Source organism: Streptomyces sp. MGP-BFMKR1, assembly GCF_057766585.1.
In genome coordinates this window covers 1,168,436-1,195,098 of the sequence record NZ_CM173408.1, presented here as the reverse complement: position 1 = coordinate 1,195,098, position 26,663 = coordinate 1,168,436, and the positions used below count along the sequence as shown (strand labels likewise).

Here is a 26,663-nt window from a genome sequence, read left to right as displayed (position 1 = left end):
ACGTGAGACCCCGTCAAGGGCGCGGCCGGGCGTTGCCCGGACGGGTGACGCCGCCCGTTGACGGCAACCGGCGGCGGGCGGGGCACTGTCTAGCGCGGCATGAACCCCTCCCTCCCCGCGCCCCGCACCCCCGGCGCGCGCCCCGTCGGGGCGCCCGCCACCGCTGCCCCCACCTCCGCCGCCCCGGGCGGCGAACAGTTACTGGCGACGCTCGGCCCGCTGCTCGTCGCGGAGGCGGCGGCCGAGGCGGCCGGCGCCGGGCTCGACCCCGCCGACCTCGAACAGGAGGTGTGGGTACGGCTCCTGGAACGGGCCGGGACGGGCACCCCGCCGGCCCGGCCCGCCGGCTGGGCACCCTGGCTGCGCGCCGCCGTCCGGGCCGAGGCCAGGGGCGCGCGGCGACGGGCCCGGTGGGAGGTGCCGTACGACGGGATCGACGGCGTGCCCGTACCGCTCGGCGCGCCGGACACCGAGGGGATGACGCTGGCCGCCGACGAGGTGCGCCGGGTGCGCGCCGCGGTGCGCAGACTGCCCGGCCGGTGTCCGAGGGTGCTGCTGGCGATGATGTCGACCAGGGACGCGACCTACCGTGAAATCGCCGGTGAGTTGGGAATCTCACAGGGGAGTCTGGGGCCGGTACGTTCCCGTTGCCTTGGATGCCTGCGCAGAATGCTGCTGGCGGAGGTTGCCGCTCCTGAACCCTGGGGAATGGAGCGATAGACAATCGGCGCCACGGAGGCGACGCCTACCCCGCGGCGACTCCTGTCAGGGCACCCCACGTCCCGCCGCACCATCTCCCTCATCGCGGCCGGGGCACACACAGAGGAGGCATGCGCACATGGGCATGAGCGTGACCATCTCTCCGGCGAGCGAGCAGGACGCCGAGCAGATCCTCAAGCTCCAGTACCTCTGCTACCAGAGCGAGGCCGAGCTGTACGGCGACTACTCCATCGAGCCGCTGACCCAAACCCTCGACGACCTCCGTGCCGAGCTGGGCAACGGCTGGGTGCTGGCGGCCCGGCTCGGCGAGGAGGTCGTCGGGTCGGTGCGGGGCGCCGTGCACGAGGACGGAACCGCCGCGATCGCCGGGCTGATCGTCCACCCCCGCATGCAGCGGCACGGCCTCGGCGGCCGGTTGTTGGCCGCCATCGAGATGCGGTTGGCGGCCGAGCAGGTCAAGCGGTACCGGCTCAGCACCGGGCACCGCAGCGAGGGCAACCTGCGGCTGTACCGCAAGTACGGTTACGCGCAGGTCGGCACCGAGCGGGTCAGCCGCTCGCTGAGCGTCGTCACGCTGGAGAAGCGGGCCGCGGCCGAGGCGTTCGCCGCGAGCGCGTAGCACCACCGCTCAGCCCGGCGGTGCCCCCACCCGTCGTCGCGTCACCCGTTGGGCCGGCACCCGCCGGCCCGACGGGTGCTGGTGCGGCACGCTGGGCAGCGACAGCGCACCTGACGACGACGGACGCCGGGCCGCCGCGGCATCGCGCGTGACGCGGGCCGCCCGGCTGCGTCGTGGCGTTCGCCGGGCGACGTCCGGATGAGGGCCGCAACGGGGTGCCCCATCCAGTACGACCTCTCACCTGCCGGGCCGCTACAGCGCGGGCCGGACGATACGCGATATCGTTGATATAGAGAGGGAGGGGTCGCCATGGCATCTCAGAGCACCGCACCACAGCTCGCCGACATGCGCCGGGCCGCCGGACTGACCCAGCGGGAACTGGCTCAACTGTCCGGTGTCGCCCAGCCCAACATCGCCGCCTACGAGAACGGCACCCGCCGGCCCTCGCCGAAGATGCTGGCACGCCTGGCCGCCGCCACCAAGCCGCGGGCGTCCGTCGCACTGGCCCGGAACAAAGCCGAGGTGAAGGCGCTCGCCGCCCGCCACAAGGCGCTGAGCGTCAAGGTCTTCGGCTCGGTCGCCCGAGGTGAGGACCGCCCGGGAAGCGACCTGGACCTGCTGGTGAAGTTCGCCCCCGACGCTTCCCTGTTCGACCAGATCGAGCTCGCCCAGGATCTGGAGGACACCCTCGGAGTCAAGGTCGACGTCATCAGCGAGGGCGGCCTGCGCGGGAGCCACGACACCATCGTGGCCGAGGCCAAGCCCCTGTGAGCACCGTGCAGCCCGAACCGCCCCGCCGGGAGTCCCTGGACGCACGCACCCGTCAAACCCTCCTCGACTTCCTCGACTTCGCCGCCACCGGTGCCCGACTCGTCGCGCGCGGACGTGAGACCTACGACGGCGATGAGATGCTCCGGCTCTCGGCCGAGGCGATCCTGCACCGCATCGGGGAGGCGGTGAACCGCCTCGACGGCGAGTTCACGGCAGCGCACCCCGAGGTCCGATGGCGTGCGATGAAGGGCATGCGCGACCTCGCCGCCTACGACTACGGAGCTGTCGACTACGGCATCCTCTGGAACGCCCTGGCGCACAGCCTCCCCCAGGAAGCCGCCCACGTGCGGAGAATCCTCGGCGAGGGGCCGTGAACCTCCCGGAGCACTCGCGCACCGCGCTAGGGCGTCTCCACTGGGCCGGCGGCGCCTGGCGGGCCCACGGCTGAGCCGCGCACTGCGCTCGCCGAGCCCCGGCCGGGGTGGGGGCCGCCGGTCAGGCGCGCTGGGCCCGCCGCAGCCAGAGCAGGCCGGTCACCGGGAGGAAGATCGGGATGAAGAGGTAGCCCATGCCGTAGTCCGACCAGACCGTGGCGTCCGGGAAGGCGGACGGTTCCACCAGCGTCCAGGTGCCGACGGTGAGCACGCCGACCAGTTCGGCCGCGCAGCACAGCAGGGCCGCCCGCCGGGCGCCCTCGCCGCCGCGCACCAGCGAGACCGTGATGAACGCGTACACCAGCGCCGAGACGGCCGAGAGCACGTAGGCCAGCGGCGCCTCCTCGTACTGGGCGATGAGCTGGTAGAGCGAGCGGGAGGCGGCGGCGACGGTGAAGACGCCGTAGACCAGGACGAGCAGGCGGCCCGGGCCCTCGCCGATGGCCAGGCGTCGGCCGCGTCGCTCCGGTTCGCCGGCGCCCGCCGGACCGGCGGCCCCGGGCTCGGGGGTCTCGGACGCGGGCGTCTCGGACTCAGGCATGGCCGCCCTCCCACACGTCCCACAGCCGCACCTCAAGCACCGCGAGCACCACCGCGCCCGCGGCGACCGTCACCGAGCCCCAGCGGGTCCGCTCCGAGAGCGACATGAACCCGACGGCGGGGATCGCGCAGGCGGAGCCGATCAGATAGGCCACGAAGACGGTCGTGCTGTCGTCGGGCTTGTCCCCCTGTGCCAGCCGTACGATCCCGATCACGAGCTGTGCCAGTGCCAGCACCGTCACCACGGCCATGCCGATGAAGTGCCAGTCCTTGGTCGGCTGGTCGAGATAGGCGGCGTGGCCGCACCACGCGGCGAGGGCCAGTGCGGTCAGACTGACCGCCCACGTCAGCGCGTCGAACACCGGCACCTCCGCTCGGGGGTGCGCGCGAGACGGGGGCGCACACAGGGATTGACAGCCATGCGACGACTCTAATAGCCCGCGCCCCGGCCCCGGCCCGCGCCCCCTGGGCGCCATCCGGCCATCCCACGGCAGCGCATACGCTGGCCCGCCATGAGAATCTCCGCGGCGGCCCTGCTCTTCGACAACGACGGCACCCTGGTCTCCTCGCTGGCCTCGGTGCGGCGCTGCTGGACCCGCTGGGCGGGGGAGTACGGGGTGAGCGCCGAGGCGTTCGCGCGGATCGAGCTGCATGGCCGGCCCGCCGTCGACATCATCGGCGACCTGCTGCCGGCCGAGCGGATACCGGGCGCGCTGGCGCGCATCGACGCGCTGGAGGCGGCGGACGTGGCCGGCGGCGTGACGCTGCTGCCCGGCACCGCCACCCTGCTCGCCGCCCTGCCCGCCGACCGCTGGGCGGTGGTGACCTCGGCCAACCGCCGGGTGGCCACGGCACGGCTCGCCGAGGTGGGCATCCGGCCGGGTCAGCTCGTCTGCGCCGACGACGTGCGGCGCGGCAAGCCCGACCCGCGGCCCTTCCTGCTGGCCGCGCGGCGCCTTGGCGTGGACCCGGCCCGCTGCGTGGTCTTCGAGGACGCCCCGGCCGGCCTCGCGGCGGGCCGGGCCGCGGGCATGAGGACCGTGGCCTTGACCACAACCACACCCGTGGACGATCTTCACGCGGACGCCGTCATAAAGGATCTTTCGTACGTATCCGTGCAGGTCGGGGCCGATGGGTTGGAACTGATCGTCGACGAACGGTCATGATCACGTGCTGTCCACGCCTTGACCGGACGAGTCCGCCATTCGGACAGGCTTGATCGAGCCACGCGCGTGTCTGGTTTACTTGCCCGCATGACCACCACGAGCAGCCGCGCCACAGCGACCGAGGCGAACATGACGCCCGGTGCTCGTTGTATGTGTCGAATGTGTGACCGCTGAGGGCCCCTGCCGGAGCCTCGCGCCCCGAAGCGAGACCGCGCGCCGCAGCGTGTCCGTGCGCACCGCGTACGACGCGAGACGCGCCCCGCGCCGCCGGAAGCCGGAGCCGGACAGTGATGACCGCGCTCGCCGGAGAACTCCGTATGCCGTGTTCCGCAATGAATGCCCCGTGCCGGCACTCCATCCGCCGCGCACTCGACAGTGACGGAAACCCCCTGTGATCACCACGACGGGCCTGACAAAGGTCTACCGCTCACGAGGCCGCGAGGTCACCGCGCTCGACGGCGTCGATCTGCACGTCCGCGAGGGCGAGGTGTTCGGCGTCGTCGGCCAGAGCGGCGCCGGGAAGTCCACCCTCATCCGCTGCGTGAACCTCCTGGAGCGCCCCAGCTCCGGCACGGTCACCGTGGCCGGCTCCGACCTGACCGCGCTCGCCGGCAACAGCCACCGCGCCAGCGCCGCGCTGCGCCAGGCCCGCAGCCGCATCGGCATGGTCTTCCAGCACTTCAACCTGCTCTCCTCGCGCACCGTGCAGGGCAATGTCGAACTCCCGCTGGAGATCCTCGGCATATCCGGCAAGGAGCGCTCCCGCAAGGCGATCGAGCTGCTCGGTCTCGTCGGCCTCGCCGACAAGGCCAGGGCCTACCCGGCGCAGCTGTCCGGCGGGCAGAAGCAGCGCGTGGGCATCGCCCGCGCGCTGGCCGGCGACCCCAAGGTGCTGCTCTCCGACGAGGCGACCTCCGCCCTCGACCCCGAGACCACCCGCTCGATCCTCCAGCTCCTGCGCGACCTGAACCAGCAGCTCGGCCTGACCGTGCTGCTCATCACGCACGAGATGGACGTCGTCAAGACCGTCTGCGACTCGGCCGCGCTGATGAAGGGCGGGCGGGTCGTGGAGACCGGCACCGTCTCCGAACTGCTCGCCACCCCCGGCTCCGAGCTCGCGCGCGAGCTGTTCCCGGTCGGCGGCGGCGCCACCGGCGCTGGCCGCACCGTCGTGGACGTGACGTTCCTCGGCGAGGCCACCAGCCAGCCGGTCATCTCGCAGCTCGCGCGCACGTACAACATCGACATCTCGATCCTCGGGGCGGCGATGGACACCATCGGCGGGCGCCAGGTCGGCCGGATGCGTATCGAACTGCCCGGCTCGTTCGAGGAGAACGTGGTGCCGATCGGCTTCCTGCGCGAGCAGGGCCTGCACGTCGAGGTCGCGCCCGACGGCGCGGCGTCCCCCGCCGCGTCGGCCGCCTCCGCGCGGGCCGTCGCCGCCCCGGCCGAGGAGGTTGCCAAGTGACCTGGTCCGAGATGTGGCCCGCGCTGAACGACGCCAGCCTCGACACCCTGTTCATGGTCTGGTGGTCCACCGTCTACGCCGTCCTCGGCGGTCTGCCGCTCGGCGTGCTCCTGGTCCTCACCGACCGGGGCGGCCAGCTCCAGAACGTCGTGGTCAACAAGACCGTCGGCGCCATCGTGAACGTCGGCCGCTCGCTGCCGTTCATCATCCTCATCGTCGCGCTGATCCCCTTCAGCCGCTTCGTCGTCGGCACCTCCATCGGGCCCACCGCCGCGGTGGTCGCGCTGGCCATCGGCGCCATCCCGTTCTTCGCCAGGCTGGTGGAGACCGCGATCCGCGAGGTGGACGGCGGGCTCGTGGAGGCCGTGCAGTCGATGGGCGGCGGCACCTGGACCATCGTCTTCAAGGTGCTGCTGCCGCAGGCGCTGCCGTCCCTGATCGCGGGCCTGACCACCACCGTCATCACGCTCATCAGCTACTCGGCGATGGCCGGCGCGGTGGGCGGCGGCGGCCTGGGCAACCTGGCGATCGTCAACGGCTACCAGCGCTCGGACGACCGGCTGATGCTGGTCACCGTCATCCTGCTGGTCGTCGTGGTCACCATCGTGCAGTTCATCGGCGACGTGGTGGTCCGCGTCATCGGCCGCCGCAACGGCACCATCCCCGCCGGCGCGAGCTGGCTGCGGCTGCCCCGGCCGCGCGGGGCCGCCGACGCCACGGCACCGAAGGCCGCCACGCCCGACGTCGCCGACCGCGCCGCGCTCGCCACCGCCGGCACCGCCCCCGCGACGGCGGCCGAGGCCACCACCGCGGCCGACGCGGCCAGCGCGGTCAGCACGGCCGAGGAACCGCCCGCCCCGCGAGCGGCCCTGACCAAGGCCGAGGCCGCGCCGGCGCCCGACGCCGGCCGGCCCGACGACGAGCCCACGGCATCCGCCCAGCCACGGACCGGCTGACCCGCCGCCCCGCGCCACACCGCTCTCCCCGTCCCCACGCCAGCCCGGACCCTTTGCCGGGCGTACCACTCGCGACAGCCAGTGGTTGGAATCCGTCCAGAAAGAGGCACTCTTCGTGCGCAACACCATCAAGCTCTCCGCCGCCGCCGCGGTCGCCGCCGCGACCGCCCTCGCCCTCAGCGCGTGCAGCGCGCCCTCCGACTCCAAGGACAGCGGCGACGAGGACTCGGCGCTCATCGTCGCCGCGAGCCCCACGCCGCACGGCGACATCTTGAAGTTCGTCAAGGACAACCTGGCGAAGAAGGAGGACCTGAAGCTGGAGGTGAAGGAGTTCAACGACTACAACCTCCCGAACACCGCCACCGAGAACGGTGAGGTCGGCGCCAACTTCTTCCAGCACCAGCCCTTCCTGGACGAGTTCAACAAGAAGAACGGCACCCACATCGTGCCGATCGTCAACGTCCAGATCGAGCCGCTCGGCCTCTACTCCAACAAGGTCAAGAAGCTCTCCGACCTGGGCTCGGGCGACTCGATCGCACTGCCCAACGACGTCAGCAACGAGGGCCGCGCGCTCAAGCTGCTCGCCGACAACGGGCTGATCGAGCTCAAGCCGGGCGTCGGCAGCGGCGCCACCCTGAAGGACGTCAAGGACAAGAAGGGCCTGAAGCTCACCGAGCTGGAGGCCCCGCAGATCCCGGCCCGCCTCGGCGACGTGGACGCCGCCATCATCAACGGCAACTTCGCCATCGGCGCCAAGCTCAAGCCGGCCACGGACGCGCTCGCCCTGGAGAAGGCCGAGAACAACCCGTACGCCAACTTCCTCGCCGTCAAGAAGGGCAAGGAGGACGACCCGCGGGTCAAGAAGCTGGCCAAGCTCCTGAACTCGCCCGAGGTCAAGAAGTTCATCGAGGACAAGTACGAGGGCGCCGTCATCCCGGCGTTCGGCGCCCCGAAGGGCTGATTCACACCCTCGACGACCCCGGCCCCGCGCACCCCTCGGGCGTGCGCGGGGCCGTCGCGCTTGGCACATGAGCGGCCGGATGCTGCATGCTGGTGCACTCAGACGGCCCCGGGCACATACATCTCTCCGCGTTGGAGCAGCGCATGACACGCACCTTTCCGGACGTATCCATCAGTACGGACCGGCTGGAGCTGCGCCCCTTGGAGCTGGCCGACGTCCTCCCGCTGACCGAGATGATGAACGACGAGCAGATCGTGGCCTGGACCTCGGTCTCCCACCCCTACACCGCCGACCGGGCCCGCGACTGGATCACCCGGCGCGCCCCGGTCGAGCGCACGCAGGGGCGCGGCATCGTCTTCGCCGTCTCCGAGTTCCTCACCCAGCGCCTGGTGGGCGTCGTCACCCTCTTCCACACCGACTGGCGCACCCTCTCCACCGAGATCGCCTACATCACCGCCCCCTGGGCCAGGGGCGAGGGATACGCCAGCGAATCCGTCCTCGCCGTCGCCGACTGGCTCTTTCGCTCCCAACGCTTCGAGCGCCTCGAGATGCGCACCGCCGCCGACAACACCGCCGCCCAGCAGGTCGCCCAGAAGATCGGCTGCATCAGCGAGGGCGTGCTGCGCAACGCGTGGATAGCCCGCTCGCGCACCGAGGACGGCGGCTGGGCGGACATCCGCACCGACCTGATCGTCTGGAGCCTGCTCCCCGAGGACCTCGACGGCGGCCCCGGGCAACACATCGACGACTCCGGCTACGCCACGCTGCCCAGTTGGCGCTGAGCAACCCGCACCACCGGTCTGGACCAGTCGGAGGTACGCTCACCGTGACCCCGCCTGCCACGCCGCCCACGGCTCGGTAGCGCCGGCCCGTACGCGCTCCGCTGCCCGGCCCACACGACCCCGTTCACGCCCTCCCCGCGCGACCGCTCTCCCAAGTACGCCGCGGGGTCCGCGATCACAGCCCAGGAGACTGACACAGATGGCCGACCGCGTCACGGTGATCGGATGGGACGGCTCCCCCCTGACAGACGCGGCCCGCTCCGCCGTCGCCGCCGCCACGCTGGTCGCGGGCGCCGCCCACCACCTGGCCCTGCCCGAGGTCCCGCCGGGCGCCGAACGCATCCGGCTCGGCAGCGTCGACCTGGCCGCCCGCCGCATCGCCGGACACCGGGGCTCGGCCGTGGTCTTCGCCGACGGCGACCCCGGCTTCTTCGGCGTCGTCCGGGCGCTGCGCGCCCCCGAGCACGGTCTTGAGGTCGAGGTGGTCCCGGCCGTCTCCGCCGTCGCCGCGGCCTTCGCCCGCGCCGGCATGCCCTGGGACGACGCCCAGGTCGTCAGCGCCCACAGCCGCGACCTGCGCCGGGCGGTCAACGTCTGCCGGGCCCACCCCAAGGTCGCCGTCCTCACCTCGCCCGGCGCGGGCCCCGCCGAACTGGCCCTGCTGCTCGGCCCCGTGCACCGTACGTTCGTCATCTGCGAGGCGCTGGGCACCGAGCACGAGCGGATGACCGTGCTCACCTCGGACAAGGTCGCCGACCACACGTGGCGCGATCCGAACGTCGTCATCGTCATCGGCGGCTCGGGGCAGAGCACCGCCCCGAGCGGCCCGCAGGGCGGCGGCTGGATCGCCGGCCGCGACCCCGGCTACCCGCCGGCCATCCGCGGCTGGGCGCTGCCCAGCTCCGCCTACGGCGCCGCCGCCGACCGTGGCGAGGGCGAGTCCCGCTGGCTGCGCGCCGGCCAACTCGCCCGCCTCGGTCCCCGGGTGGGCGACCTGGTCTGGGACATCGGCGCCGGCAGCGGGGCCGCCGCGGTCGAGGCGGCCCGGTTCGGCGCGGCGGTCATCGCCGTCGACCAGGACGCGGACACCTGTGGCCGGATCGCGGCCGTCGGCCGGCGTTTCCAGGTGCAACTCCACGTGGTGCACGGCACGGCGCCGCAGGTGCTCGAGGACCTGCCGGAGCCGGACGTGGTCCGCATCGGCGGCGGGGGCGCGGCCGTCGCCACCGCGTGCGCCGCCCGCCGCCCCGAACGCATCGTCACCCACGCCGCCACCCGTGACCAGGCGGAAGCCATCAGCAGGGCGCTCTCGGACGGGGGTTACGGCGTCGAGTGCGTCATGGTCCAGTCGATGGAGATGGACGCCCGGGCCTGGTCGGAGCGCGACCGCGCGGTCGCCTTCCTGATCTGCGGGCACCGGCCCCACCCGTGACCCCCGCCCAGCGGGCCCGGGGTAGGCTGGCGGACCGTTGTACTGGCGTTCGGCCGAGGCCGCGTTCGCGCCCATGACCTGGGCGCACCGCATCCGGCGGGGCTCGCGGTGCGACGGGCGGGGGGACGCGCCACGTGCCGCGCAGCGCGGACGCTCGTTCTTGCTTGAAAGCAGTTGGAAGGAGCACTGAGCGATGGGCGAGGGGTACGCATGACCGACACCGGCGAGATCCCAGGCGAGGGACTGCCGGCGAACGCAGGCGGACAGCCCGGAGCGCCGCGCCCGGCGGATGCTCGTGCTACCGCCGACGTCGCACCAGGCAACCCACCCGGCCAGGCGGGCCGCCAGACGGCCGTGGCCTACTCCTTTGGCACCGACGAACACGAGGACCACCCCGACCACATGGACCAGGGCGAGCACGGTGAGGACGATGATCTGCTCCTGATGCCCGGCGCGCAAGGGGCCTGGGCGGAACAGCAGCCGCGCTACCACCAGGCGCAGCCCCCGACCGCCCCCGCGCCGCGGGCCGCCACCGCGGCCCAGCCGGCGCCGGCCGGCGCGCACGAGGCGGGCGGCCGGGACACCGGTTCGCTCGCGTACGACGAGGTCCGCGGCGCCCAACCCGGCGCGCCCGGCCAGCCCCTGCCGCAGGCCCAGCCCGCGCCGCACGAGCAGCCCGCGCGCCGCCCACCGCACTCGGGCCCGCCGCTCGCGGAGCAGACCGGCGGCGTCGTACGGTCCCTCGCCGACCGTGGCCCGGCCGGTCCACGGACCCCGGCGCGCCCCCAGGGCGCCCCCACGGGCGGGCCCGAGTACCTCGACGGAGCCGGCGGCACGGACAGCCCCGAACTCCCCGGCGCGGCCCCCGCCCAGGCCGGACCGCAGCGAGCCGAGCCCTGGCAGCCCCAGCCTCAGTCCCAGCCCCAGTCCCCGTCGGCCGCCCCCGCGGCCCAGCACGTCGCGGACGCCCCGGCAGAAACGGTCGGCCGCCCGACGGCCGCTCCCGCCACGGGTTCCGGTCCGCAGCCGGAGCCGGTGCGCCAGCCGAACACCACCGGCGCCGAGCAGCAGGGCGCGCCCGCCGCGGCGAACTCCGTGCCCGCGCCGCGCCAGGCGGCCGGTCAGCCTCAGCCGCGCCCCAGGCAGCCGCGCTACGAGGCGCCGCGCGTCGTCGGCCGCCCTCCGGTCGCCTCCCCGCTGGTGGGCCCCGCCCCGAACCCCGCGCGCTCGGCCCCCGCGACACCGGCGCCCGGCGCCGCCCAGACCCTGCCCGTCGAGGGCCCCGCGCGGCAGGCGCCGGCAGCCACCGGCACGCCCGCCGACGGCGAGCAGCGTGCCGCCGCGCCGGCACCGGCCAACGCCGAACAGCAGCCCGGGCCCACGGACCCGACGGCGACTCAGTCGGCACCCGCCTCACAGCCCGTAGGCCCCGACCAGGGCGAAGCCTGGCAGCAGCCGGCTGGTCAGCCGCAGCCGCAGCCCGGCGCGCCCGCACCGGCGACGCCGCAGCCCGAGACGCCCGAGCCGGCGCCCGGCGCGGCGATAATCACCGACGCCACCACGCCACCAGCAGCAACACCAGCACCGCAGCCCATCGCCCCGGACGCGCCGGCGCCCGCCGCCGCGCCCGTACCGCAGGCCGAGCAGGCCGGCGCAGCGTTCGCACAGCAGTCCGCCGCCGCGCCGCTGCCCGCCGAGGTGTCGGCCGACGCCGCGCCGACGGCCGGTCAGCAGGGCGGTACGGCGCAGCCGACAGGCCCGCTGGCCGCGCAGCCGCCCGCCGACGTCGAGTCCGCGCCGCAGCGGGACGAGGCCGCCGGTTCGTCCGAGGCCGGCCCCGCGCCGGCGCGGGCCAGCGCCTCCCACGCGCCCGCGCAGCCCGCGGGCGTGCCCGCGCAGGCCGCGACCGACGGTGCGACCGCGCAGGCCACCGACCAGCCGCAGGCGGCGCAACAGCCCACCGATGAGCCGGCGGAGGGTACGCAGCAGGCTCCGCCTCCGTCGGGCGGGTCGCGGGGCGCGCGGCGGCGACCGCGGCGCGCGGCAGCGGTCGAGAACGTGCCCACCCCGGCCGACCCGAGCGCCGTTCCCTCGGGTACGGGACGCCGGCGCAAGGTCACCACCACCGCAACAGAACAGGCCCCCGCAACCCAGCAGCCCGCCGCGAAGGCCGGCGCGCAACCCGTGGCCCCCCAGGGCGCGGAGCCCGTGGCCAACGCCGCGCCCCGCCAGCCCGGCGCCACGGCCCAACCCGCCGCAGCCCCCACCGGCTCCGGCGCGAGCGCGGCAGGCGTACCGCTGCCCGTCGACGCCGACGGCCACGCCGACGCGGGTACGGGCGGGATGACGCGCGCCGGCGCGCAACCTTCGCCCGACGCTCCGAGCGAGGCCGCCCCCGCGCAGGCCGCGCTGGCCGACGGTGCGCAGCCGGCCCAGGCCGTGCCGCAGCAGCCGACCACCCCGACGGACGCGGCGACGCCCGCCCTGGACGCGGCAACTCCCGCCCCGGAGGCGGCAACCTCCGCCCCGGGCGAGGCCCCTGCCGCCCCCGGCGAGGAGTCCGTGCCGCCGTCCGCCGGCACCGCTACCGCCACCACCGGCCCGGCGAAGGCCGCGACCGGCGCTCCGAGCGCACTAACCGCCGATGCTCCGACCACTGAGCCCGCCGCGGCCGAGCCCGCTACGGCGAAGCCGCAGCCGGGCCCGCAGCCGACGCCGGAGGCGGCTCCCGCTGCCGGTGCTGGGCGCGGCCGACGCGCCACCGCCCCCGCGGCCCAGCCGGGCGAAGCCCGGCCCGTCCCCGTGCCGCCGCAGGCGGCGGGGCAACCAGAACACCCCGTACAGCCCGTACGGTCCGCACAGCCCGAACAGGACGCACCACTGCCTGCCGAGACCGCACCCCAGTCCACGCCCGGCGCTCCCGCCGGCGCGCAGCCCCCCGTCGCCGGCGCGCCGGCCACCGCAGTGGTCCCGCAGCCGACCGGAGCCGCGCAGCCCGCCGGTACGCCCCCCGGCGCCCCGGCGACCGCGCCGGCGCCGGAGGCCGCGTCACCAACCGCCGCGTCAACGACCGCCGGGTCAGCCGCCGCCGAGGCGCCCGCCGCTGACGCGCCGACCGATCCCGCCGCGCCGGCGCAGGGGGATGCCGCACCGGCCAAGCCCACGCCGCAGGCCAAGTCGGCGGCCAAGGGGCGGGCCACGACGAAGCCCCGGCGTACGACGGTGAACGGCGCGCCCGTTGCGGGCGTCGCCAGCGCGCCGAAGCCCGACGCAGGTACGGAAGCCGAGCCCGCGACGGACGAGGCGACCACGGCCGATGCCGCCGCGCCCACCGCCGACCAGCCGCCCGCCACGGCCACGGCGCCGGACCAGCCGTCCACCGCCACCGACGCGGTTGCCGCGAACGAGCAGGACGCCCCGGTTGAGGCAGCCTCCGCACAGAGCGCGGACCAGAGCAGCCCGGCCGCGCCGCAGGACCCGGCGTCGGACCAGGACCCAGCATCGGACCAGGCCAGCACCGCCCCCGATGCTCAGCCGACCGATGCCCCGTCGGCCGAGTCCCCGGCTGCCGAGGCGTCGGGCAACGAGGCCGCGCCCGAGGAGGCCGAGGGCCCGCAGGGCGCGCCGACCGCCAAGGACGCGCGGCCGGTTGAGCCCGCGTCCACACCCGCGCAGGACGGCACGCCCGCGGCCGACGCGGACCAGCCAGCCGAACCCGCCACCGAACCGGCTGTGAACCCGGACGCGGACGCGGAGCAGTCCACTCCCGCGAACGCCGAGCAGCCCGCTGCGACGACCACGCAGGGCACGCCCGACGGCCAGGCCCCGCAGTCCGCTGAGCCGCAGTCCGGCACGCCGAACGCCGACGCCGGCCCAGGCGACGCCACACCGGCTGACGCCAGACCGGTTGACGCCGCGTCGCCTGACGCCCCGCCGGCCGATGCCGCGTCAGGCGACGCCGGCCAGGGCGACGCCCCCGTCGCCGGGACCGACGCCGCACCGGCCGCAGCGGACCAGCCCAAGCCCACCCAGGAAGCGGCTGCTCAGGAGGCACCCGCCCCCGGCGCGGCAGCGCAACAGGCTCCCGCCGAGGACAAGGCCGAGGCCGAGAACAAGGCCGAGGGCAAGGCTCCGGCCGATGCCGCGTCGCCCGGCGAGCAGCAGCCCGCCGCACCCGCGCCGACGGCCGAGGCGTCCCAGGACGCCGAACCCACCGCCGACGCGGCCGGCCAGCCGGCCCCCGAGCAGCCCGCGGCGGCGCAGCCGCAGGCCGCTGGGCAGGACCAGCTGGCGGGCGCGCCGGCCGCGACCCGGCCGACCGTGCCGACGCAGGAATCCGCGCCGGCACAGCCGACCCCCGTCGCGGCAGCCGACGCCGCCAAGCCGGACGATGCCAAGCAGGACGCCGCGAAGCCGGACGGTGCCAAGCCGGGCACCTCCGGGCCGAGCACCCCCGCGTCGGCCACCGGCGAGCCGGGCGCCGCCCCGTCCGAGCCGGCCGAAACCGCCGAACCGGGCGAACCGGTGACAGGGGCGCCCGCAGAGGGCGCAACGCAGAGCGGTGCCGCGCCCGCGGGCTCCGACACACCGGTTGCCACGGACGGAGCCCAGACCATGCAGGAAGCCCAGCCCGCGGCCCCCGAGCCCGTCGCGAACGGGTCCGAGGACAAGGCCCAGGCCCAGGCCCCGGCCAACAGCCGCCCGGCCGACGCCGGCGCGTCCGCTGCGGCCGGTACGCCGGCCCTCGCGCCCGTGACCGCCCCGGCGGCCCCGGCGGCCGAGGAACCGCGTACGGCCCTCGAACCCGCCGAACCCGCGCCCGCGGCGGCACCGCTAGCCGCGAGCCCGGCGACCGGTGGCATCCCCGCCGCGCGGTCCGCCGAGCCGACCGCCGCCGCCGACGCGCCCGCGCCCGTGGCACCCGCCGTCCCCGGGCAGGCGCGACCGGCCGTCGACGGCGCGCAGCCCGCCCAGGGCGGGCCGGCCGAGCCGGCGGCCGGGGCCGAGCAGGCGCAGCCGCAGGCGACGGTCGCGCCGCCGCGCCCCGCGGCCGAGGGGTACGACGAGGCAGAGCGCGCCGCCGTACACCGCGTGATGCGCGAGCGCCGGGACATCCGTAACGGCTTCCGCCCGGACCCGATCCCGCACGAGGTGCTGTTGCGCGTCCTGGAGGCCGCGCACACCGCGCCCAGCGTCGGCCACTCCCAGCCGTGGGACTTCGTCGTGATCCGGTCGGCCGAGACCCGGCGCACGATGCACGAGTTGGCCCAGCGGCAGCGCGAGGCGTACGCGAAGTCGTTGCCGAAGGCGCGGGCCAAGCAGTTCAAGGAACTCAAGATCGAGGCGATCCTCGACACGCCGGTCAACATCGTCGTCACCGCCGACCCCACCCGTGGCGGGCGGCACACCCTCGGGCGGCACACCCAGCCGCAGATGGCGCCGTACTCCTCCGCGCTGGCGGTGGAGAACCTGTGGCTCGCCGCCCGGGCCGAGGGCCTGGGCGTGGGCTGGGTGAGCTTCTTCGACGAGCGCGAGATGGTGCGCGCCCTCGGCCTGCCCGAGCACCTGGAGGTCGTGGCCTACCTGTGCGTCGGCTACGTGGACGAGTTCCCGGCCGAGCCCGAGCTGTCGCAGGCGGGCTGGTCGAAGCGGCGCCCGCTGTCGTGGGTGGTCCACGAGGAGACGTACGGCCGGCGCGCGCTCCCCGGTGAGCAGCCGCACGACCTGCTCCAGGAGACGCTGCGCGGCATCCGGCCGCTGGACGCCAAGGCGCTCGGCGAGGCGTGGGAGCGGCAGAAGCGGATGACCAAGCCGTCGGGCGCGCTCGGCATGCTGGAGATCATCTCGGCGCAGTTGTGCGGGCTCTCGCGCAAGTGCCCGCCGCCGATCCCGGAGCCCGCCGCCGTGGCGATCTTCGCGGGGGACCACGGCGTGCACGCCCAGGGCGTCACGGCGTGGCCGCAGGAGGTCACGGGCCAGATGGTGGCCAACTTCCTGGCCGGCGGCGCGGTGTGCAACGCGTTCGCCAACCAGGTCGGCGCCGAGGTCTGCGTCGTGGACGTGGGCGTCGCCTCCGAACTGCCCAGCACGCCCGGCCTGTTGCCGCGCAACGTGCTGCCGGGCACGGCCGACTTCACGGTCGGGCCCGCCATGTCCCGCGAGGACGCGCTGCGCGCCATCGAGGTGGGCATCGAGACGGCCCGCGACCTGGTCGCCGCGGGCAACAAGGCGCTGCTCACGGGCGAGATGGGGATCGCCAACACCACCGCGTCCGCCGCGCTGATCGCCGTCTACACCGGGGCCGACCCGGTCGAGATCACCGGTCGCGGTACCGGCATCACCGACGAGACGCTGGCCCGCAAGGTGGACGTGGTGCGCCGCGCCCTCGAGCTCCACCAGCCGGACCCCGCCGACCCGATCGGCGTGCTCGCGGCGGTCGGCGGCCTGGAACACGCCGCCCTGGTGGGTTTCCTGCTCGGCGGCGCCTCGCTGCGCACGCCGGTCATCCTCGACGGGGTGAGCGCGGGCGCCGCGGCGCTGGTCGCCCGGGCCATCGCCCCCGAGGCGCTGGCCGCGTGCATCGCCGGGCACCGCAGCGCCGAGCCCGGACACGTGGCGGCCCTCACCAAGCTGGGCCTGCGCCCGCTGGTCGATCTCGACCTGCGGCTCGGCGAGGGCACCGGCGCACTGCTGGCCCTGCCGGTGGTGCAGAGCGCCGCGCGGGCCATGCACGAGGTGGCCACGTTCGACGCGGCGGGCGTGACCGAGAAGAACTGACCGGGTGGCCGGGCCGGTGCGGGACCCCCCCACTCCGGCCCGACCGCCCGGCAGTCGAGTGCCGCCGGGGCCCGGGCCCGCACCGGCCCCGCCTCCGGCAACCGAACGCCGCCGGAGGCCGGGCCGCCCGCCGGCCCGCGACCCACTCGCCGGACCCGGCTCCCGCCAACCCACCAGGCCCCGCACCACCGCCTCCACCCACGCGGCCCCCTGCCCGCCCCCGTAAGGTGTGCGCAGGGCCCGCGCCCATCCTGACCAGCCGCTCCGGTGCAGTAGCGGCGCCTTACGCCGTACGAGGAGCCGTACCGTCATGTCCGAGAACCCCGCCTACCCCGTAGGGCTGCGCCTGAGCGGACGGCGCGTCGTCGTCATCGGCGGCGGCCAGGTAGCACAGCGCCGGCTGCCGGCGCTCATCGCGGCGGGCGCGGACGTCGTGCTCATCTCGTCGTCGGCCACCCCGTCCGTCGAGGCCATGGCCGACGGCGGCGAGATCCGCTGGGAGCGCCGCCGCTACCGGGACGGCGACCTCGCCGACGCCTGGTACGTGCTGATCGCCACCGACGACCCCGAGGCCAACGCCGCCGCCTCCGCCGAGGCGGAGTCCCGCCGGGTGTGGTGCGTGCGCAGCGACGACGCCGAGGCGGCCACGGCCTGGACCCCGGCCACCGGACGCAGCGACGGCGTCACCGTGGCCGTCCTCACCGGCCGCGACCCGCGCCGCTCCGCCGCCCTGCGGGACGCGATCGTCGAGGGCCTGCGGGACGGCACCCTGGCCGCCCCGCACCACCGGCTCGCGGCCGACGGCCAGGCCGGCGCGGCGGATGCGACGGACGCCGGGGCGGGTGGGGCGCCGCTGCCCGGGGTCGCGCTGGTGGGTGGCGGACCCGGCGACCCCGACCTGATCACCGTGCGCGGCCGGCGCCTGCTGGCCGCCGCGGACGTGGTCATCGCCGACCGGCTCGGCCCGCGCGACCTGCTGGACGAGCTGCCCCCGCACGTCGAGGTGATCGACGCCGCGAAGATCCCGTACGGCAGGTTCATGGCCCAGGAGGCCATCAACGCGGCGCTCATCCAGCACGCCAGGGCGGGCAAGGCGGTGGTACGCCTCAAGGGCGGCGACCCGTTCGTCTTCGGCCGTGGCATGGAGGAGGCCGAGGCGCTCGCCGAGGCCGGGATTCCGTGCACGGTGGTGCCCGGCATCTCCAGCTCCATCAGCGTTCCCGGCGCCGCCGGCATACCCGTCACGCACCGTGGCGTCGCCCACGAGTTCACCGTCGTCAGCGGCCACGTTGCCCCCGATGACCCGCGTTCGCTGGTGGACTGGGCGGCGCTCGCCAGACTGCGTGGCACCCTGGTGCTGCTCATGGCCGTCGAGAAGATCGGCGCCATCGCCGCCGCGCTGGTCAGCCACGGCCGCCCCGCCGACACCCCGGTCGCCATCGTCCAGGAGGGCACCACGGCCGCCCAGCGCCGCGTGGACGCCACGCTGGAGACCGTCGGTGAGCGGGCGAAGGCCGAGGGCGTGCGCCCGCCCGCCGTCATCGTCATCGGCGACGTGGTGACCGTCGGGCCGAAGCGACCGGCGTAGCCGGCGCGGGGCGCCCACCGCCGCGCCGCCCCGCCGCACGCCCTCGCTCCGCCGCCCGCCCCGCGAGCCCACGCCAGGACCAGACAAGGCAGTATCAGCACGTGGCCGAACTCATCACCATCGACGACCCCGCCGACCCGCGCCTCGCCGACTACACCGACCTGACCGACGTCGAGCTGCGCCGCCGGCGCGAGCCCGCCGAAGGGCTGTTCATCGCCGAGGGCGAGAAGGTGATCAGGCGGGCCCTGGAGGCGGGGTACGGCATGCGCTCGATGCTGCTCTCGGCCAAGTGGATCGACGCCATGCGCGACGTCATCGACGAGGCCCCGGCCCCGGTGTACACCGTCGACCCGGCCCTGGCCGAGCGCGTGACGGGCTATCACGTGCACCGTGGCGCCCTCGCCTCGATGGCCCGCAAGCCGCTGCCCGAGGCCACCGAGGTGCTGGCCACCGCGCGCCGGGTGGCCATCCTCGAAGCCGTGAACGACCACACCAACATCGGGGCGGCGTTCCGCAGCGCCGCCGCGCTCGGCATGGACGCGGTGCTGCTGTCCCCGGACTGCGCCGACCCGCTGTACCGGCGCTCCGTCAAGGTGTCCATGGGCGCCGTCTTCTCCGTGCCGTACGCCCGCCTGACGACCTGGCCGCGCGACCTGACCCAGGTGCGCGAGGCGGGCTTCACCCTGCTCGCGCTGACCCCGGACGCGAGGGCCACCTCGATCGACGAGGTCGCCCCGCACCGCCTGGAGCGCGCGGCGCTGCTGCTCGGCGCCGAGGGCAACGGCCTGTCCCGACACGCCCTGGCCGCCGCCGACGCCTGGGTGCGCATCCCGATGGCACACGGCGTGGACTCCCTGAACGTCGCGGCGGCGGCGGCCGTCGCGTTCTACGCCGTCACCACGGGCCGTCCCACCGCCTAGGCCCACTCCGCGACCGACCCGGCGTCAGCCGCCCGCGACCCGCGCGGAGTCGGGCGGCCGGCCGGGAATCGTGGATCGGCGGCCGGTCGCGCGCCTGGAGCGCGCAGCGGCGTACCAGCGGACGCCGGCGTGACGGGGGAGGGGCAGCCGACCTCAACCGCGCCCGAACGGCGCGTGCGGCGCTCCGGCGAAACCCCGCACCCCGCCGGCCTGGCCGGCGTCGTACGGCCGGTGATCCACCGCGTTCCGCCCCGCGGCGTTCTGCCCCGCGGCCTGACCGGTCGTGGCGGTCGGGGCCGGGCCGCTGGGACCCAGGCCGCGGGTGGGGCCCTGGCAGCCCTGCGCCGCGGCGATGCCCAGTGCCACCAGCAGCGTCACCACGACAAAAACGATAAGTCGCTGCCGCAGCAGCCGACGACTGGTCTGCGCCGGCCGGCGCCCCGTGGCCGTACCGCGCCCCTGAGTCCGCCCGTCCCCGCGACGCCCGGGCCCTCGCGCGCCCGTGGCCCGGCCGCCCGAACGCGACCCGCCGCCCCCGGTCCGCGCGCCCGGCCCGTTCTTCGGCCGCGCCGCGGGGTGTCGGGACGCGTCGGCCGGGCGGGGTACCGAACCACCCCCGGTGCGCGGCGCGCCGCCGCCCCCCGTACGCGCCCCCGGCCGCGCGGCCGAGCCGGAGCGCGGAGCGCCGCCGCCCGTACGGCCGGACACGGAGCCGGGACCCGTACGCGCGCCGGTGCCGCGCGCGACGGGCCCGCGCGGCGCCTCACCGCGCGTCGCCGCCCGACGGGGCGGGGGAGAGCCGCCGGTGCGCCGCTCCGTGCGCTGCCGCGCGTACTCCTCGGCCAGCCGCCCGCTCGGCCGCTCGCCGCGCTGCCGCGCCGCCTCCTGCGGGTCCACGCGGCGCGCCGACGGCAGGCCGTGCGCCTCGCGGGCGGCGATCTCCTTGAGCCGCAGCGACAGTTGCAGCGTGCTCGGCCGGTCCTCGGGGTCCTTGGCCAGGCAGGCGTGCAGCAGCGGCGCGAGCGCGTCGGGCACGCCCGCGAGCTGCGGCTCCTCGTGCACGACCCGGTAGAGCATGACCTCCGAACTCCCCTGCCCGAAGGGGGAGTCGGCGGTCGACGAGTAGGCGAGGGTGGCACCGAGGGCGAACACGTCCGTCGCCGGCGTCACGGCCGCGCCCCGCACCTGCTCCGGGGCGAGGAAGCCGGGGGAGCCGACGGCCGTGCCCACGTGGGTGAGCGTGCTGGCCCCGGTGGCCCAGGCGATGCCGAAGTCGATGATGCGCGGGCCCTTGGGCGAGAGCAGGATGTTCGACGGCTTGAGGTCCCGGTGCACCACGCCCGCGTCGTGCACCGCGAGCAGCCCCTCGGCGAGCGCGGCCCCGATCGAGGCGACCTGCGAGGCGGGCAACGGCCCGTCGTCGCCGACCTTGTCGTGCAGCGAGGGCCCGGGCACGTACTGGGTCGCGAACCAGGGGCGGTCCGCCTCCAGATCGGCGGCCACCAGCCGCGCCGTACAGCCGCCCCGGATGCGCCGGGCGGCCGAGACCTCCCGGGCGAAGCGCGACCGGAACTCCTGGTCCTCGGCCAGGTCCGGCCGGATCACCTTCAGCGCGACCCGCTGGCCACGCCGGTCGGAGCCCAGGTAGACCACGCCCATCCCGCCCGCGCCGAGCCGACGGTGGAGCCGGAACGAGCCGACGACACGCGGGTCCTCGCGCCGGAGCCGCATCATCGCCATGTCCGTCCCCTACCTCCGGTGGGGAGGCCCCACACTGCTGCCCGTCTGACGAGCCACAGCTTACGGATTGACGGGGCGGTGTGCGCAGAGGCCGCGCATGCGTCGGGGGACGGATTGTCGGGGCGCGTCACTCCACCGGCACGCCGGGCCGACGCCGCGGCGCGCACGGGCCCCCGCCGCGCGCCCCCGGCCAAGGGGCCGCCGCCGAACGGGGATTGGGGCCGTGAGCGGAGGTCGTGCACGGAGCGTGGTCGCCGCGGGGGAGGCCGCGCGTGGCAGCGCGGCGCCGGCCCGCCGCCGGCACCCCGAGGGCGACCACGCGGCGTGCCTGGCGGCCCGTGACGTGAGGGATGTCACCCGGGGGCGCGACGCCACAGCGCCCTACGGGGCGGCACGGCCCAACCGGGCGGACGTGCCAGTTCCGTTTGGCGCCGTGGCGGTGCGCGGCGCACCTGGCCTGGCCCTCCGTCACGTGAGTGAGCCGGCGTGCTCGCCTCGGGACCCGTGCGCCGCCGGGACTCTCGTCCTGCGAGATGAGGGTCCCTCTCAGGGAAGACCCGGGGGCTCAGGCCCAGGTCTCCAACCAGGGGAGTACCGGCTACACCCCCGGGTCATCCTCCGGGAGGCCCGGTAATCGGTACGAGGGCATGACGCCCACCCCCCGGTCGCGGACCTAATGTTGAGGTCAAGCGGCGGGCGCAGCACTCGTCCCCCGAGGTCAGACGCTCGCCGCCCCAAGCAGACACGAGGAGGGGACGATGGCGGTCACCGCAGGACGCACGGACTTCCAAGCACAGCAGCGGCGCTTGCCCACCGCGCTTGGCACCCGTCGACCGGGGACGCGCCACCCGCTGGTGGCGGCGGCCATGGTGCTGCCGATCGCCGCACTCCTCGCGGTCGTGTTCGGCGGCTGGGAAGCCGTCGTCACACAGACGTCGTCCGTGGTCGGAATACTGGAGCGCTAGTCGCTCCGGGCCCGGGAGAGCGGCCCGGGCCGGGGACTTCCGGTCATTAACCCCGTGGGGACGGGGGTGCGGCGGACGGCACGCAGCTCGGACGGCCGACGGCCATGGCGAGGTATCACTCGCCGCGGCCACGGCCTCCGGGCAGAGAAGGGCCCTGGTGCCTCGATGGGGATCGAGGTACCAGGGCCCTCGTGCGTGCCAGCCCAGGCGCTCCCACCCTCGTGCGCCCGCCCCGACCGGCGCCGAGCTCCCGCGCCGTCGCCACCGCGCCCGCGCCCCCCGACGTCGGCGGCGACGCGCCCGCACTCCCCGCGTCGTCGGCGCCGGCGCGTACGATCCCCCCACCGCTTCGGGGCCGCGCCGCGCCCCCGCACCAGCACGGGGGTCTCGTGAACACCGAATCCGCCGCCCCGGGCGCTGCCGTTCGCCCGCCGGACGTGGCGAGCGGGGGCCGCGCCGCCGCCCTCGTGCGCCACCTGCCCACACCGGGCCACGGCCCGGGAGTCGAGCCACAGGTGCTCGCCGACCGGCCCGACGGGACGGTCATACGGTTCGGGCCGGTCGTCTACAAGGTGCACGCCGCCGACAGCGCCCCGGCCGAACTGGCCGCCCGGCTGCGCGTCGCGGCCCACCCGCGCCTGCGCGACTGCCTCCTCGCGCCCCTCCCCATCGCGCTACCCCCGCCCCTCCCGTCCCCCCGCCCGGCGCCCGGGCCGTCCCCGTCCCACCACGGCGCGCCGGCCGCTCCGGGCCCCGTCGCGGCCACGCCCCTGCTCGCGCCGGTGAGCGACGGGCGCCTGGCGAGCCTGTGGCCCTACGGCGTGCCCGTGTCCCCCGACGACCGGGAGGCCGCGCCCTGGGAGGCGTTGGGCGCCCTGCTCGCGCGGCTGCACCGGGTGCCGGTGGACGCGCTGCCGGGGACCGTACCCCCGATGCGGGGACCGGCGAAGGTGGCCGCCGCGCTGGAACGGCTGCGCGCCGCGCCCGCCCCCGTCGCCACATCGCCCGCCGCCCGCGCCGTCCTCGGGGCCGCCGCGGCGCTGCCCGCCTGGGCGCGCGGCGCGGCCCCGGCGCCCGAGGCCGACCACCTGTGCCACGGGGACCTGCACCTGGGCCAACTGGTGGGCTCCCCGCCGGCCAGCCCCCGCAGCGACGCGGCGGCGGCCGACGGGTGGCTGCTCATCGACGTCGACGACCTCGGGCGCGGCGATCCGGCCTGGGACCTGGCCCGCCCCGCCGCCTGGTTCGCCACCGGGCTGCTCGATCCCGACGAGTGGACGCGCCTGTTGGCCGCCTACCGGTCGGCGGGCGGTACGGCGGCGGGGGAGGGCGACGACCCCTGGCCCCGGCTCGACGTGCCCGCCCGGGCGTTGACCGTGCAGAGCGCGGCGTTGGGCCTGGCCAAGGCCGCCGCCACGGACCGCGCGCTGGAGGCGGCCGAGCAGGCCATGGTCGACGCCTGCGCGCGCATGACCGGCGGCCCCACCGCGCCCGACACGGGCCTGCCGTCCTCCCCGCACGTCTGAGGGGCCACCCGCCCGAGGGGCCGCAACCGCGCGCGCCCGCGCGAGGGTTCCGTACCCGATGCCCCGAACCAGGGGCGGGCGGCGGGGGCGCACGCCGTAGGGTGAACTCATCGCCGCCGGGCGCCTGTTCCGGTGGCGCTGATGCCGATGGCTAGGAGTTGAGCGGACCATGCAGTGTCCCAAGTGTCATGCGCCGATGCACACGTACAACCGCAACGGCGTGCAGATCGAGCAGTGCAGTGGCTGCCGGGGGATCTTTCTGGACTACGGGGAGCTTGAGTCGCTGACGCAGCTTGAGTCGCAGTGGGTGCAGCAGGCCCCGCCGCCCCCGCCCGCCCCGGCCCCGGGCCACGCCCCGCAGGCGTACCCCGCGGCCCCCGCCTGGGGCGCCCCCCACCAGGGACAGCACCACGGCCACCAGGGACAGCACCACGGCCACCACGGCCAACGGCGCGGCTTCGGGCACATGCTCTTCTCGTCCTGACCGCCCGCGCCCGGCGCGACGCACAGCGGGGCCCGTGGCCCGGCCCGACACCGGGCCACGGGCCCCGCGTCCGCGTGCTCGGCGCTCGCGCACGTCAAACGGCCGGTGGCCGGAGCGACGAGGCTCCGGCCACCGGCCGTGAAGTGTGGACGATACTGGGATTGAACCAGTGACCTCTTCCGTGTCAGGGAAGCGCTCTCCCGCTGAGCTAATCGTCCGGGATGTGCATTGCTGCGTGCGCGATACTGGGATTGAACCAGTGACCTCTTCCGTGTCAGGGAAGCGCTCTCCCGCTGAGCTAATCGCGCGGGATCGCCAGCCCCGAAGGGCTGGCGAGTGATCCTCAGGGATCCAGGTCGTGCGGGACCCGAAGGTCCAGTGGACGATACTGGGATTGAACCAGTGACCTCTTCCGTGTCAGGGAAGCGCTCTCCCGCTGAGCTAATCGTCCGAGGTGGAGACGGGATTTGAACCCGTGTAGACGGCTTTGCAGGCCGTTGCCTCGCCTCTCGGCCACTCCACCAGGAGCGAAGGACGAATCCTTCACTTCGAGCGGACGACGAGATTCGAACTCGCGACCCTCACCTTGGCAAGGTGATGCTCTACCAACTGAGCCACGTCCGCAGTTGTCGTTGTCCAGAACGCTTCCGTGTCCCGGCGACGTGTTGAACTCTAGCGGATTCCTGGGCCAGCTCAAATTCCGTTTCCGCAGCGTGCTGCGGTGGTCACCACCTCACAGCGGTCCCCGCGCCCCCGCCATAGACTCGCCACCGTGTACGACCTGCCGCCCCTGGCCCGCTTCGGCGGACGCCTCGCCACCGACCTGCGCGACGTCACCAGCGATCCCGCCGCCCTGGAATCGACGGGCTTCTGGGCCGTGGTCGCCGACTTCGAGGGCCGGCTGACCTGCGCCCGCTTCGGTGACGTGCGCCCCGCGCCGGTGCCGTGGCCGGTCCCGGGCGCCTGGCGTGGCCCCACCGTGGACGCCTGGACCTCCTCCCTGGACCGGGCCGCGTACACGGCCGGCGTGCGCCGCGTCCGGCAGCACATCGCGGCGGGCGAGGTGTACCAGGCCAACCTCTGCCGCGTGCTGTCCGCGCCGCTGCCGCCCCTGCCCGGGGGCGCCCCCGCCGACGTCGACGCGCTGACCGCGGTGCTGGCCCGGGGCAACCCCGCCCCGTACGCCGGCACGGTCCGGCTCCCCGCGCACGGCGTCGAGGTGGCCACGGCGTCGCCGGAGCTGTTCGTGCGCCGGACCGGCCGCGTGGTCGAGTCCGGCCCGATCAAGGGGACCGGGCGGGTAGCGGCCGAGCTGCTGGAGAAGGACTACGCCGAGAACGTGATGATCGTGGACCTGGTCCGCAACGACCTGGGTCGGGTCTGCGCCACCGGTTCGGTGACGGTGCCCGCGCTGTGCGCCGTGGAGCCGCACCCGGGCCTGGTCCACCTGGTCTCCACGGTGCGCGGCGAACTGGCCGACGGCGCGGGCTGGCCCGAGCTGCTGACCGCGACCTTCCCGCCGGGTTCGGTGACCGGCGCCCCCAAGTCCAGCGCGCTGGCGATCATCGACGCGCTGGAGACGACCCCGCGCGGCCCGTACTGCGGCGGCATCGGCTGGGTGGACGCCGACCGGCGCACCGGCGAGGTGGCCGTCGGCATCCGCACCTTCTGGATCGACCGCGCCCCCAGCGACCCGTCGCCAGCGACCGCCGCCGGCGGCCCGGTGCTGCGCTTCGGCACCGGGGCCGGCATCACCTGGGGCTCCGACCCGGAGCGCGAGTGGCACGAGACCGAGCTCAAGGCGTCGCGCCTGCTCGCGGTAGCGTCGGGGGCACAACAGGCGGCAGAGGGGACGATACGGTGACGATCTGGCTCGATGGGGCACTGCGGGACGAGAGTGAGGCCCGCGTCTCGGTCTTCGACCACGGCATAACGGTCGGCGACGGCATATTCGAAACGCTCAAGGCCGTCGACGGCGTCCCCTTCGCGCTCACCCGCCACCTGGACCGGCTCGCCACCTCGGCCCGCGGCCTGGGACTGGCCGAGCCCGACGCCGACGAGGTGCGCCGGGCCGTCGCCGCCGTGCTGGCCGACAACCCCATGCCGCTGGGGCGACTGCGGATCACCTACACCGGCGGGCTCGCGCCGCTCGGCTCCGACCGAGGCCAGTCGGCCCCCACGCTCGTCGTGGCGCTCAGCCCGACCGACCCGAGCCCCGACACCACCGCCGCGATCACCGTCCCCTGGACCCGCAACGAGCGCAGCGCCCTCGCCGGCCTGAAGTCCACCTCGTACGCGGAGAACGTCGTCGCCCTGAGCGCGGCGCGCCAGCAGGGCGCGTCCGAGGCGCTGTTCGCCAACACCGTGGGGCAGCTCTGCGAGGGCACCGGCTCCAACGTCTTCCTCGTCATCGACGGCGAACTGCACACCCCGCCGCTGACCTCCGGCTGCCTGCCGGGCATCACCCGCGCGCTGGTCGTGGAGTGGGTGGGCGCCAAGGAGACGGACCTGCCGCTGTCGGCGCTCGACGACGCCGAGGAGATCTTCCTGACCTCGACCCTGCGCGACGTGCAGGCCGTGCACCGACTCGGCCCCGAGGGCGCGGGCCGCACCCTGACGCCGGCGCCCGGCGAGGTGACCCGCGCGGCCATGCGGACCTTCGCCCAACGCGCGGCGGCCGACTCCGACCCCCGCTAGCGCACGCCAGGCCGGCACCGACGCCACCGGGAGGGTTCGGCGCGGCTGCCCCGCGCGGTGCGTACGCGTCTGGTCGTACGCGTCCGGGGCGTGCGCACCGGGTTCAGGTCCCGCGCA

19 protein-coding genes, 5 tRNA genes and 2 pseudogenes are annotated in these 26,663 nt (G+C 75.6%); 18 read left to right on the top strand and 8 right to left on the bottom strand.

Annotated features, from left to right (window positions below; genetic code table 11):
* The first annotated feature begins 99 nt into the window (after window positions 1–99).
* The 4 genes and pseudogenes from AC3CHW_RS04485 to AC3CHW_RS04470 all read left to right on the top strand — a co-directional run bounded on the left by AC3CHW_RS04485 (window position 100) and on the right by AC3CHW_RS04470 (window position 2,484).
* Complete coding sequence (locus tag AC3CHW_RS04485; RefSeq protein WP_459247257.1) at window positions 100–720, top strand: RNA polymerase sigma factor; 621 nt, start codon at window positions 100–102, stop codon at window positions 718–720.
* Between the two features lie 106 nt (window positions 721–826).
* A pseudogene (locus tag AC3CHW_RS04480) lies at window positions 827–1,339 on the top strand (GNAT family N-acetyltransferase); the annotation flags it as partial.
* Window positions 1,340–1,648: 309 nt separating this feature from the next.
* Window positions 1,649–2,110, top strand: a complete 462-nt coding sequence (locus AC3CHW_RS04475) for a helix-turn-helix domain-containing protein (RefSeq protein ID WP_488469618.1) — start codon at window positions 1,649–1,651, stop codon at window positions 2,108–2,110.
* Entirely contained in the window at window positions 2,107–2,484 is a 378-nt protein-coding gene (locus AC3CHW_RS04470) for a HepT-like ribonuclease domain-containing protein (RefSeq protein ID WP_488469617.1), read from the top strand. The genes AC3CHW_RS04475 and AC3CHW_RS04470 overlap by 4 nt, the downstream gene beginning before the upstream one ends.
* 121 nt (window positions 2,485–2,605) lie before the next feature.
* Here AC3CHW_RS04470 and AC3CHW_RS04465 read toward each other — a convergent pair whose 3' ends face one another.
* Both AC3CHW_RS04465 and AC3CHW_RS04460 read right to left on the bottom strand, forming a co-directional pair.
* Window positions 2,606–3,085 (bottom strand): hypothetical protein, encoded by a 480-nt coding sequence (locus AC3CHW_RS04465; protein WP_398606751.1) that lies wholly within the window; start codon window positions 3,083–3,085, stop codon window positions 2,606–2,608.
* Window positions 3,078–3,446, bottom strand: a complete 369-nt coding sequence (locus tag AC3CHW_RS04460; RefSeq protein WP_176164947.1) for a hypothetical protein — start codon at window positions 3,444–3,446, stop codon at window positions 3,078–3,080. The genes AC3CHW_RS04465 and AC3CHW_RS04460 overlap by 8 nt, the downstream gene beginning before the upstream one ends.
* Window positions 3,447–3,596: 150 nt before the next feature.
* Between AC3CHW_RS04460 and AC3CHW_RS04455 the strand changes: the two genes are divergently transcribed.
* The 9 genes and pseudogenes from AC3CHW_RS04455 (at window position 3,597) to AC3CHW_RS04415 (ending at window position 19,134) form a co-directional block, all read left to right on the top strand.
* On the top strand, window positions 3,597–4,250 hold the full coding sequence (locus AC3CHW_RS04455) for an HAD-IA family hydrolase (protein WP_398606752.1): 654 nt from the start codon (window positions 3,597–3,599) through the stop codon (window positions 4,248–4,250).
* 391 nt (window positions 4,251–4,641) lie between these two features.
* Window positions 4,642–5,718 (top strand): methionine ABC transporter ATP-binding protein, encoded by a 1,077-nt coding sequence (locus AC3CHW_RS04450; RefSeq protein ID WP_398606753.1) that lies wholly within the window; start codon window positions 4,642–4,644, stop codon window positions 5,716–5,718.
* Window positions 5,715–6,377: pseudogene (locus tag AC3CHW_RS04445) on the top strand (methionine ABC transporter permease); the annotation flags it as partial. The gene AC3CHW_RS04450 and the pseudogene AC3CHW_RS04445, both read left to right, overlap by 4 nt.
* Window positions 6,378–6,789: 412 nt before the next feature.
* Window positions 6,790–7,635, top strand: coding sequence for a MetQ/NlpA family ABC transporter substrate-binding protein (locus AC3CHW_RS04440; protein ID WP_398606754.1), 846 nt, complete (start codon window positions 6,790–6,792; stop codon window positions 7,633–7,635).
* A 143-nt stretch (window positions 7,636–7,778) separates the two neighbouring features.
* On the top strand, window positions 7,779–8,417 hold the full coding sequence (locus tag AC3CHW_RS04435; RefSeq protein WP_176164952.1) for a GNAT family N-acetyltransferase: 639 nt from the start codon (window positions 7,779–7,781) through the stop codon (window positions 8,415–8,417).
* 199 nt (window positions 8,418–8,616) lie between these two features.
* Complete coding sequence (gene cbiE / locus AC3CHW_RS04430; RefSeq protein ID WP_488469616.1) at window positions 8,617–9,849, top strand: precorrin-6y C5,15-methyltransferase (decarboxylating) subunit CbiE; 1,233 nt, start codon at window positions 8,617–8,619, stop codon at window positions 9,847–9,849.
* A gap of 210 nt (window positions 9,850–10,059) precedes the next feature.
* On the top strand, window positions 10,060–16,626 hold the full coding sequence (gene cobT / locus AC3CHW_RS04425; RefSeq protein ID WP_488471271.1) for a nicotinate-nucleotide--dimethylbenzimidazole phosphoribosyltransferase: 6,567 nt from the start codon (window positions 10,060–10,062) through the stop codon (window positions 16,624–16,626).
* Window positions 16,627–16,936: 310 nt separating this feature from the next.
* A complete protein-coding gene (gene cobA / locus AC3CHW_RS04420; RefSeq protein ID WP_488469615.1) occupies window positions 16,937–18,214 on the top strand; it encodes a uroporphyrinogen-III C-methyltransferase in 1,278 nt (425 codons plus the stop codon).
* Between the two features lie 101 nt (window positions 18,215–18,315).
* A complete protein-coding gene (locus tag AC3CHW_RS04415) occupies window positions 18,316–19,134 on the top strand; it encodes a TrmH family RNA methyltransferase (RefSeq protein ID WP_488469614.1) in 819 nt (272 codons plus the stop codon).
* Window positions 19,135–19,287: 153 nt separating this feature from the next.
* Here AC3CHW_RS04415 and AC3CHW_RS04410 read toward each other — a convergent pair whose 3' ends face one another.
* Window positions 19,288–20,874: a serine/threonine-protein kinase gene (locus tag AC3CHW_RS04410; protein ID WP_488469613.1), complete on the bottom strand. Its 1,587-nt coding sequence runs from the start codon at window positions 20,872–20,874 to the stop codon at window positions 19,288–19,290.
* 758 nt (window positions 20,875–21,632) lie between these two features.
* Here AC3CHW_RS04410 and AC3CHW_RS04405 point away from each other — a divergent pair.
* The 3 genes from AC3CHW_RS04405 to AC3CHW_RS04395 all read left to right on the top strand — a co-directional run bounded on the left by AC3CHW_RS04405 (window position 21,633) and on the right by AC3CHW_RS04395 (window position 23,849).
* Window positions 21,633–21,839 carry a hypothetical protein gene (locus tag AC3CHW_RS04405; RefSeq protein ID WP_176164957.1) on the top strand — a complete coding sequence of 69 codons (207 nt, stop codon included), beginning with the start codon at window positions 21,633–21,635 and terminating at the stop codon, window positions 21,837–21,839.
* Between the two features lie 389 nt (window positions 21,840–22,228).
* Window positions 22,229–23,365, top strand: a complete 1,137-nt coding sequence (locus tag AC3CHW_RS04400; RefSeq protein WP_488469612.1) for a phosphotransferase — start codon at window positions 22,229–22,231, stop codon at window positions 23,363–23,365.
* A 169-nt stretch (window positions 23,366–23,534) separates the two neighbouring features.
* Window positions 23,535–23,849, top strand: a complete 315-nt coding sequence (locus tag AC3CHW_RS04395) for a TFIIB-type zinc ribbon-containing protein (protein ID WP_398606759.1) — start codon at window positions 23,535–23,537, stop codon at window positions 23,847–23,849.
* A 146-nt stretch (window positions 23,850–23,995) separates the two neighbouring features.
* On the opposite strand, the gene AC3CHW_RS04390 is transcribed toward AC3CHW_RS04395, so the two are convergent.
* The 5 genes from AC3CHW_RS04390 to AC3CHW_RS04370 all read right to left on the bottom strand — a co-directional run bounded on the left by AC3CHW_RS04390 (window position 23,996) and on the right by AC3CHW_RS04370 (window position 24,473).
* Window positions 23,996–24,067 (bottom strand) — tRNA-Val (locus tag AC3CHW_RS04390).
* 18 nt (window positions 24,068–24,085) lie between these two features.
* A tRNA-Val gene (locus AC3CHW_RS04385) sits at window positions 24,086–24,157 on the bottom strand.
* Between the two features lie 71 nt (window positions 24,158–24,228).
* Window positions 24,229–24,300, bottom strand: a tRNA-Val gene (locus AC3CHW_RS04380).
* 1 nt (window position 24,301) lies between these two features.
* Window positions 24,302–24,372 (bottom strand) — tRNA-Cys (locus tag AC3CHW_RS04375).
* Window positions 24,373–24,400: 28 nt separating this feature from the next.
* Window positions 24,401–24,473, bottom strand: a tRNA-Gly gene (locus AC3CHW_RS04370).
* A gap of 148 nt (window positions 24,474–24,621) precedes the next feature.
* Between AC3CHW_RS04370 and AC3CHW_RS04365 the strand changes: the two genes are divergently transcribed.
* Together AC3CHW_RS04365 and AC3CHW_RS04360 are read left to right on the top strand one after the other, a co-directional pair.
* The gene (locus AC3CHW_RS04365; RefSeq protein ID WP_488469611.1) at window positions 24,622–25,713 is read left to right on the top strand and encodes a chorismate-binding protein; all 1,092 of its coding nucleotides are present in this window, start codon (window positions 24,622–24,624) and stop codon (window positions 25,711–25,713) included.
* Window positions 25,710–26,546, top strand: coding sequence for an aminotransferase class IV (locus AC3CHW_RS04360; protein ID WP_398606761.1), 837 nt, complete (start codon window positions 25,710–25,712; stop codon window positions 26,544–26,546). The genes AC3CHW_RS04365 and AC3CHW_RS04360 overlap by 4 nt, the downstream gene beginning before the upstream one ends.
* Window positions 26,547–26,663 lie beyond the last annotated feature (117 nt).

Coding starts and splice junctions, on each gene's coding strand:
- AC3CHW_RS04485 (WP_459247257.1), top strand. CDS start 100: ATGAACCCCTCCCTCCCCGCGCCCCGCACCCCCGGCGCGCGCCCCGTC.
- AC3CHW_RS04475 (WP_488469618.1), top strand. CDS start 1,649: ATGGCATCTCAGAGCACCGCACCACAGCTCGCCGACATGCGCCGGGCC.
- AC3CHW_RS04465 (WP_398606751.1), bottom strand. CDS start 3,085: ATGCCTGAGTCCGAGACGCCCGCGTCCGAGACCCCCGAGCCCGGGGCC.
- AC3CHW_RS04455 (WP_398606752.1), top strand. CDS start 3,597: ATGAGAATCTCCGCGGCGGCCCTGCTCTTCGACAACGACGGCACCCTG.
- AC3CHW_RS04435 (WP_176164952.1), top strand. CDS start 7,779: ATGACACGCACCTTTCCGGACGTATCCATCAGTACGGACCGGCTGGAG.
- cbiE (WP_488469616.1), top strand. CDS start 8,617: ATGGCCGACCGCGTCACGGTGATCGGATGGGACGGCTCCCCCCTGACA.
- cobT (WP_488471271.1), top strand. CDS start 10,060: ATGACCGACACCGGCGAGATCCCAGGCGAGGGACTGCCGGCGAACGCA.
- cobA (WP_488469615.1), top strand. CDS start 16,937: ATGTCCGAGAACCCCGCCTACCCCGTAGGGCTGCGCCTGAGCGGACGG.
- AC3CHW_RS04410 (WP_488469613.1), bottom strand. CDS start 20,874: ATGGCGATGATGCGGCTCCGGCGCGAGGACCCGCGTGTCGTCGGCTCG.
- AC3CHW_RS04405 (WP_176164957.1), top strand. CDS start 21,633: ATGGCGGTCACCGCAGGACGCACGGACTTCCAAGCACAGCAGCGGCGC.
- AC3CHW_RS04395 (WP_398606759.1), top strand. CDS start 23,535: ATGCAGTGTCCCAAGTGTCATGCGCCGATGCACACGTACAACCGCAAC.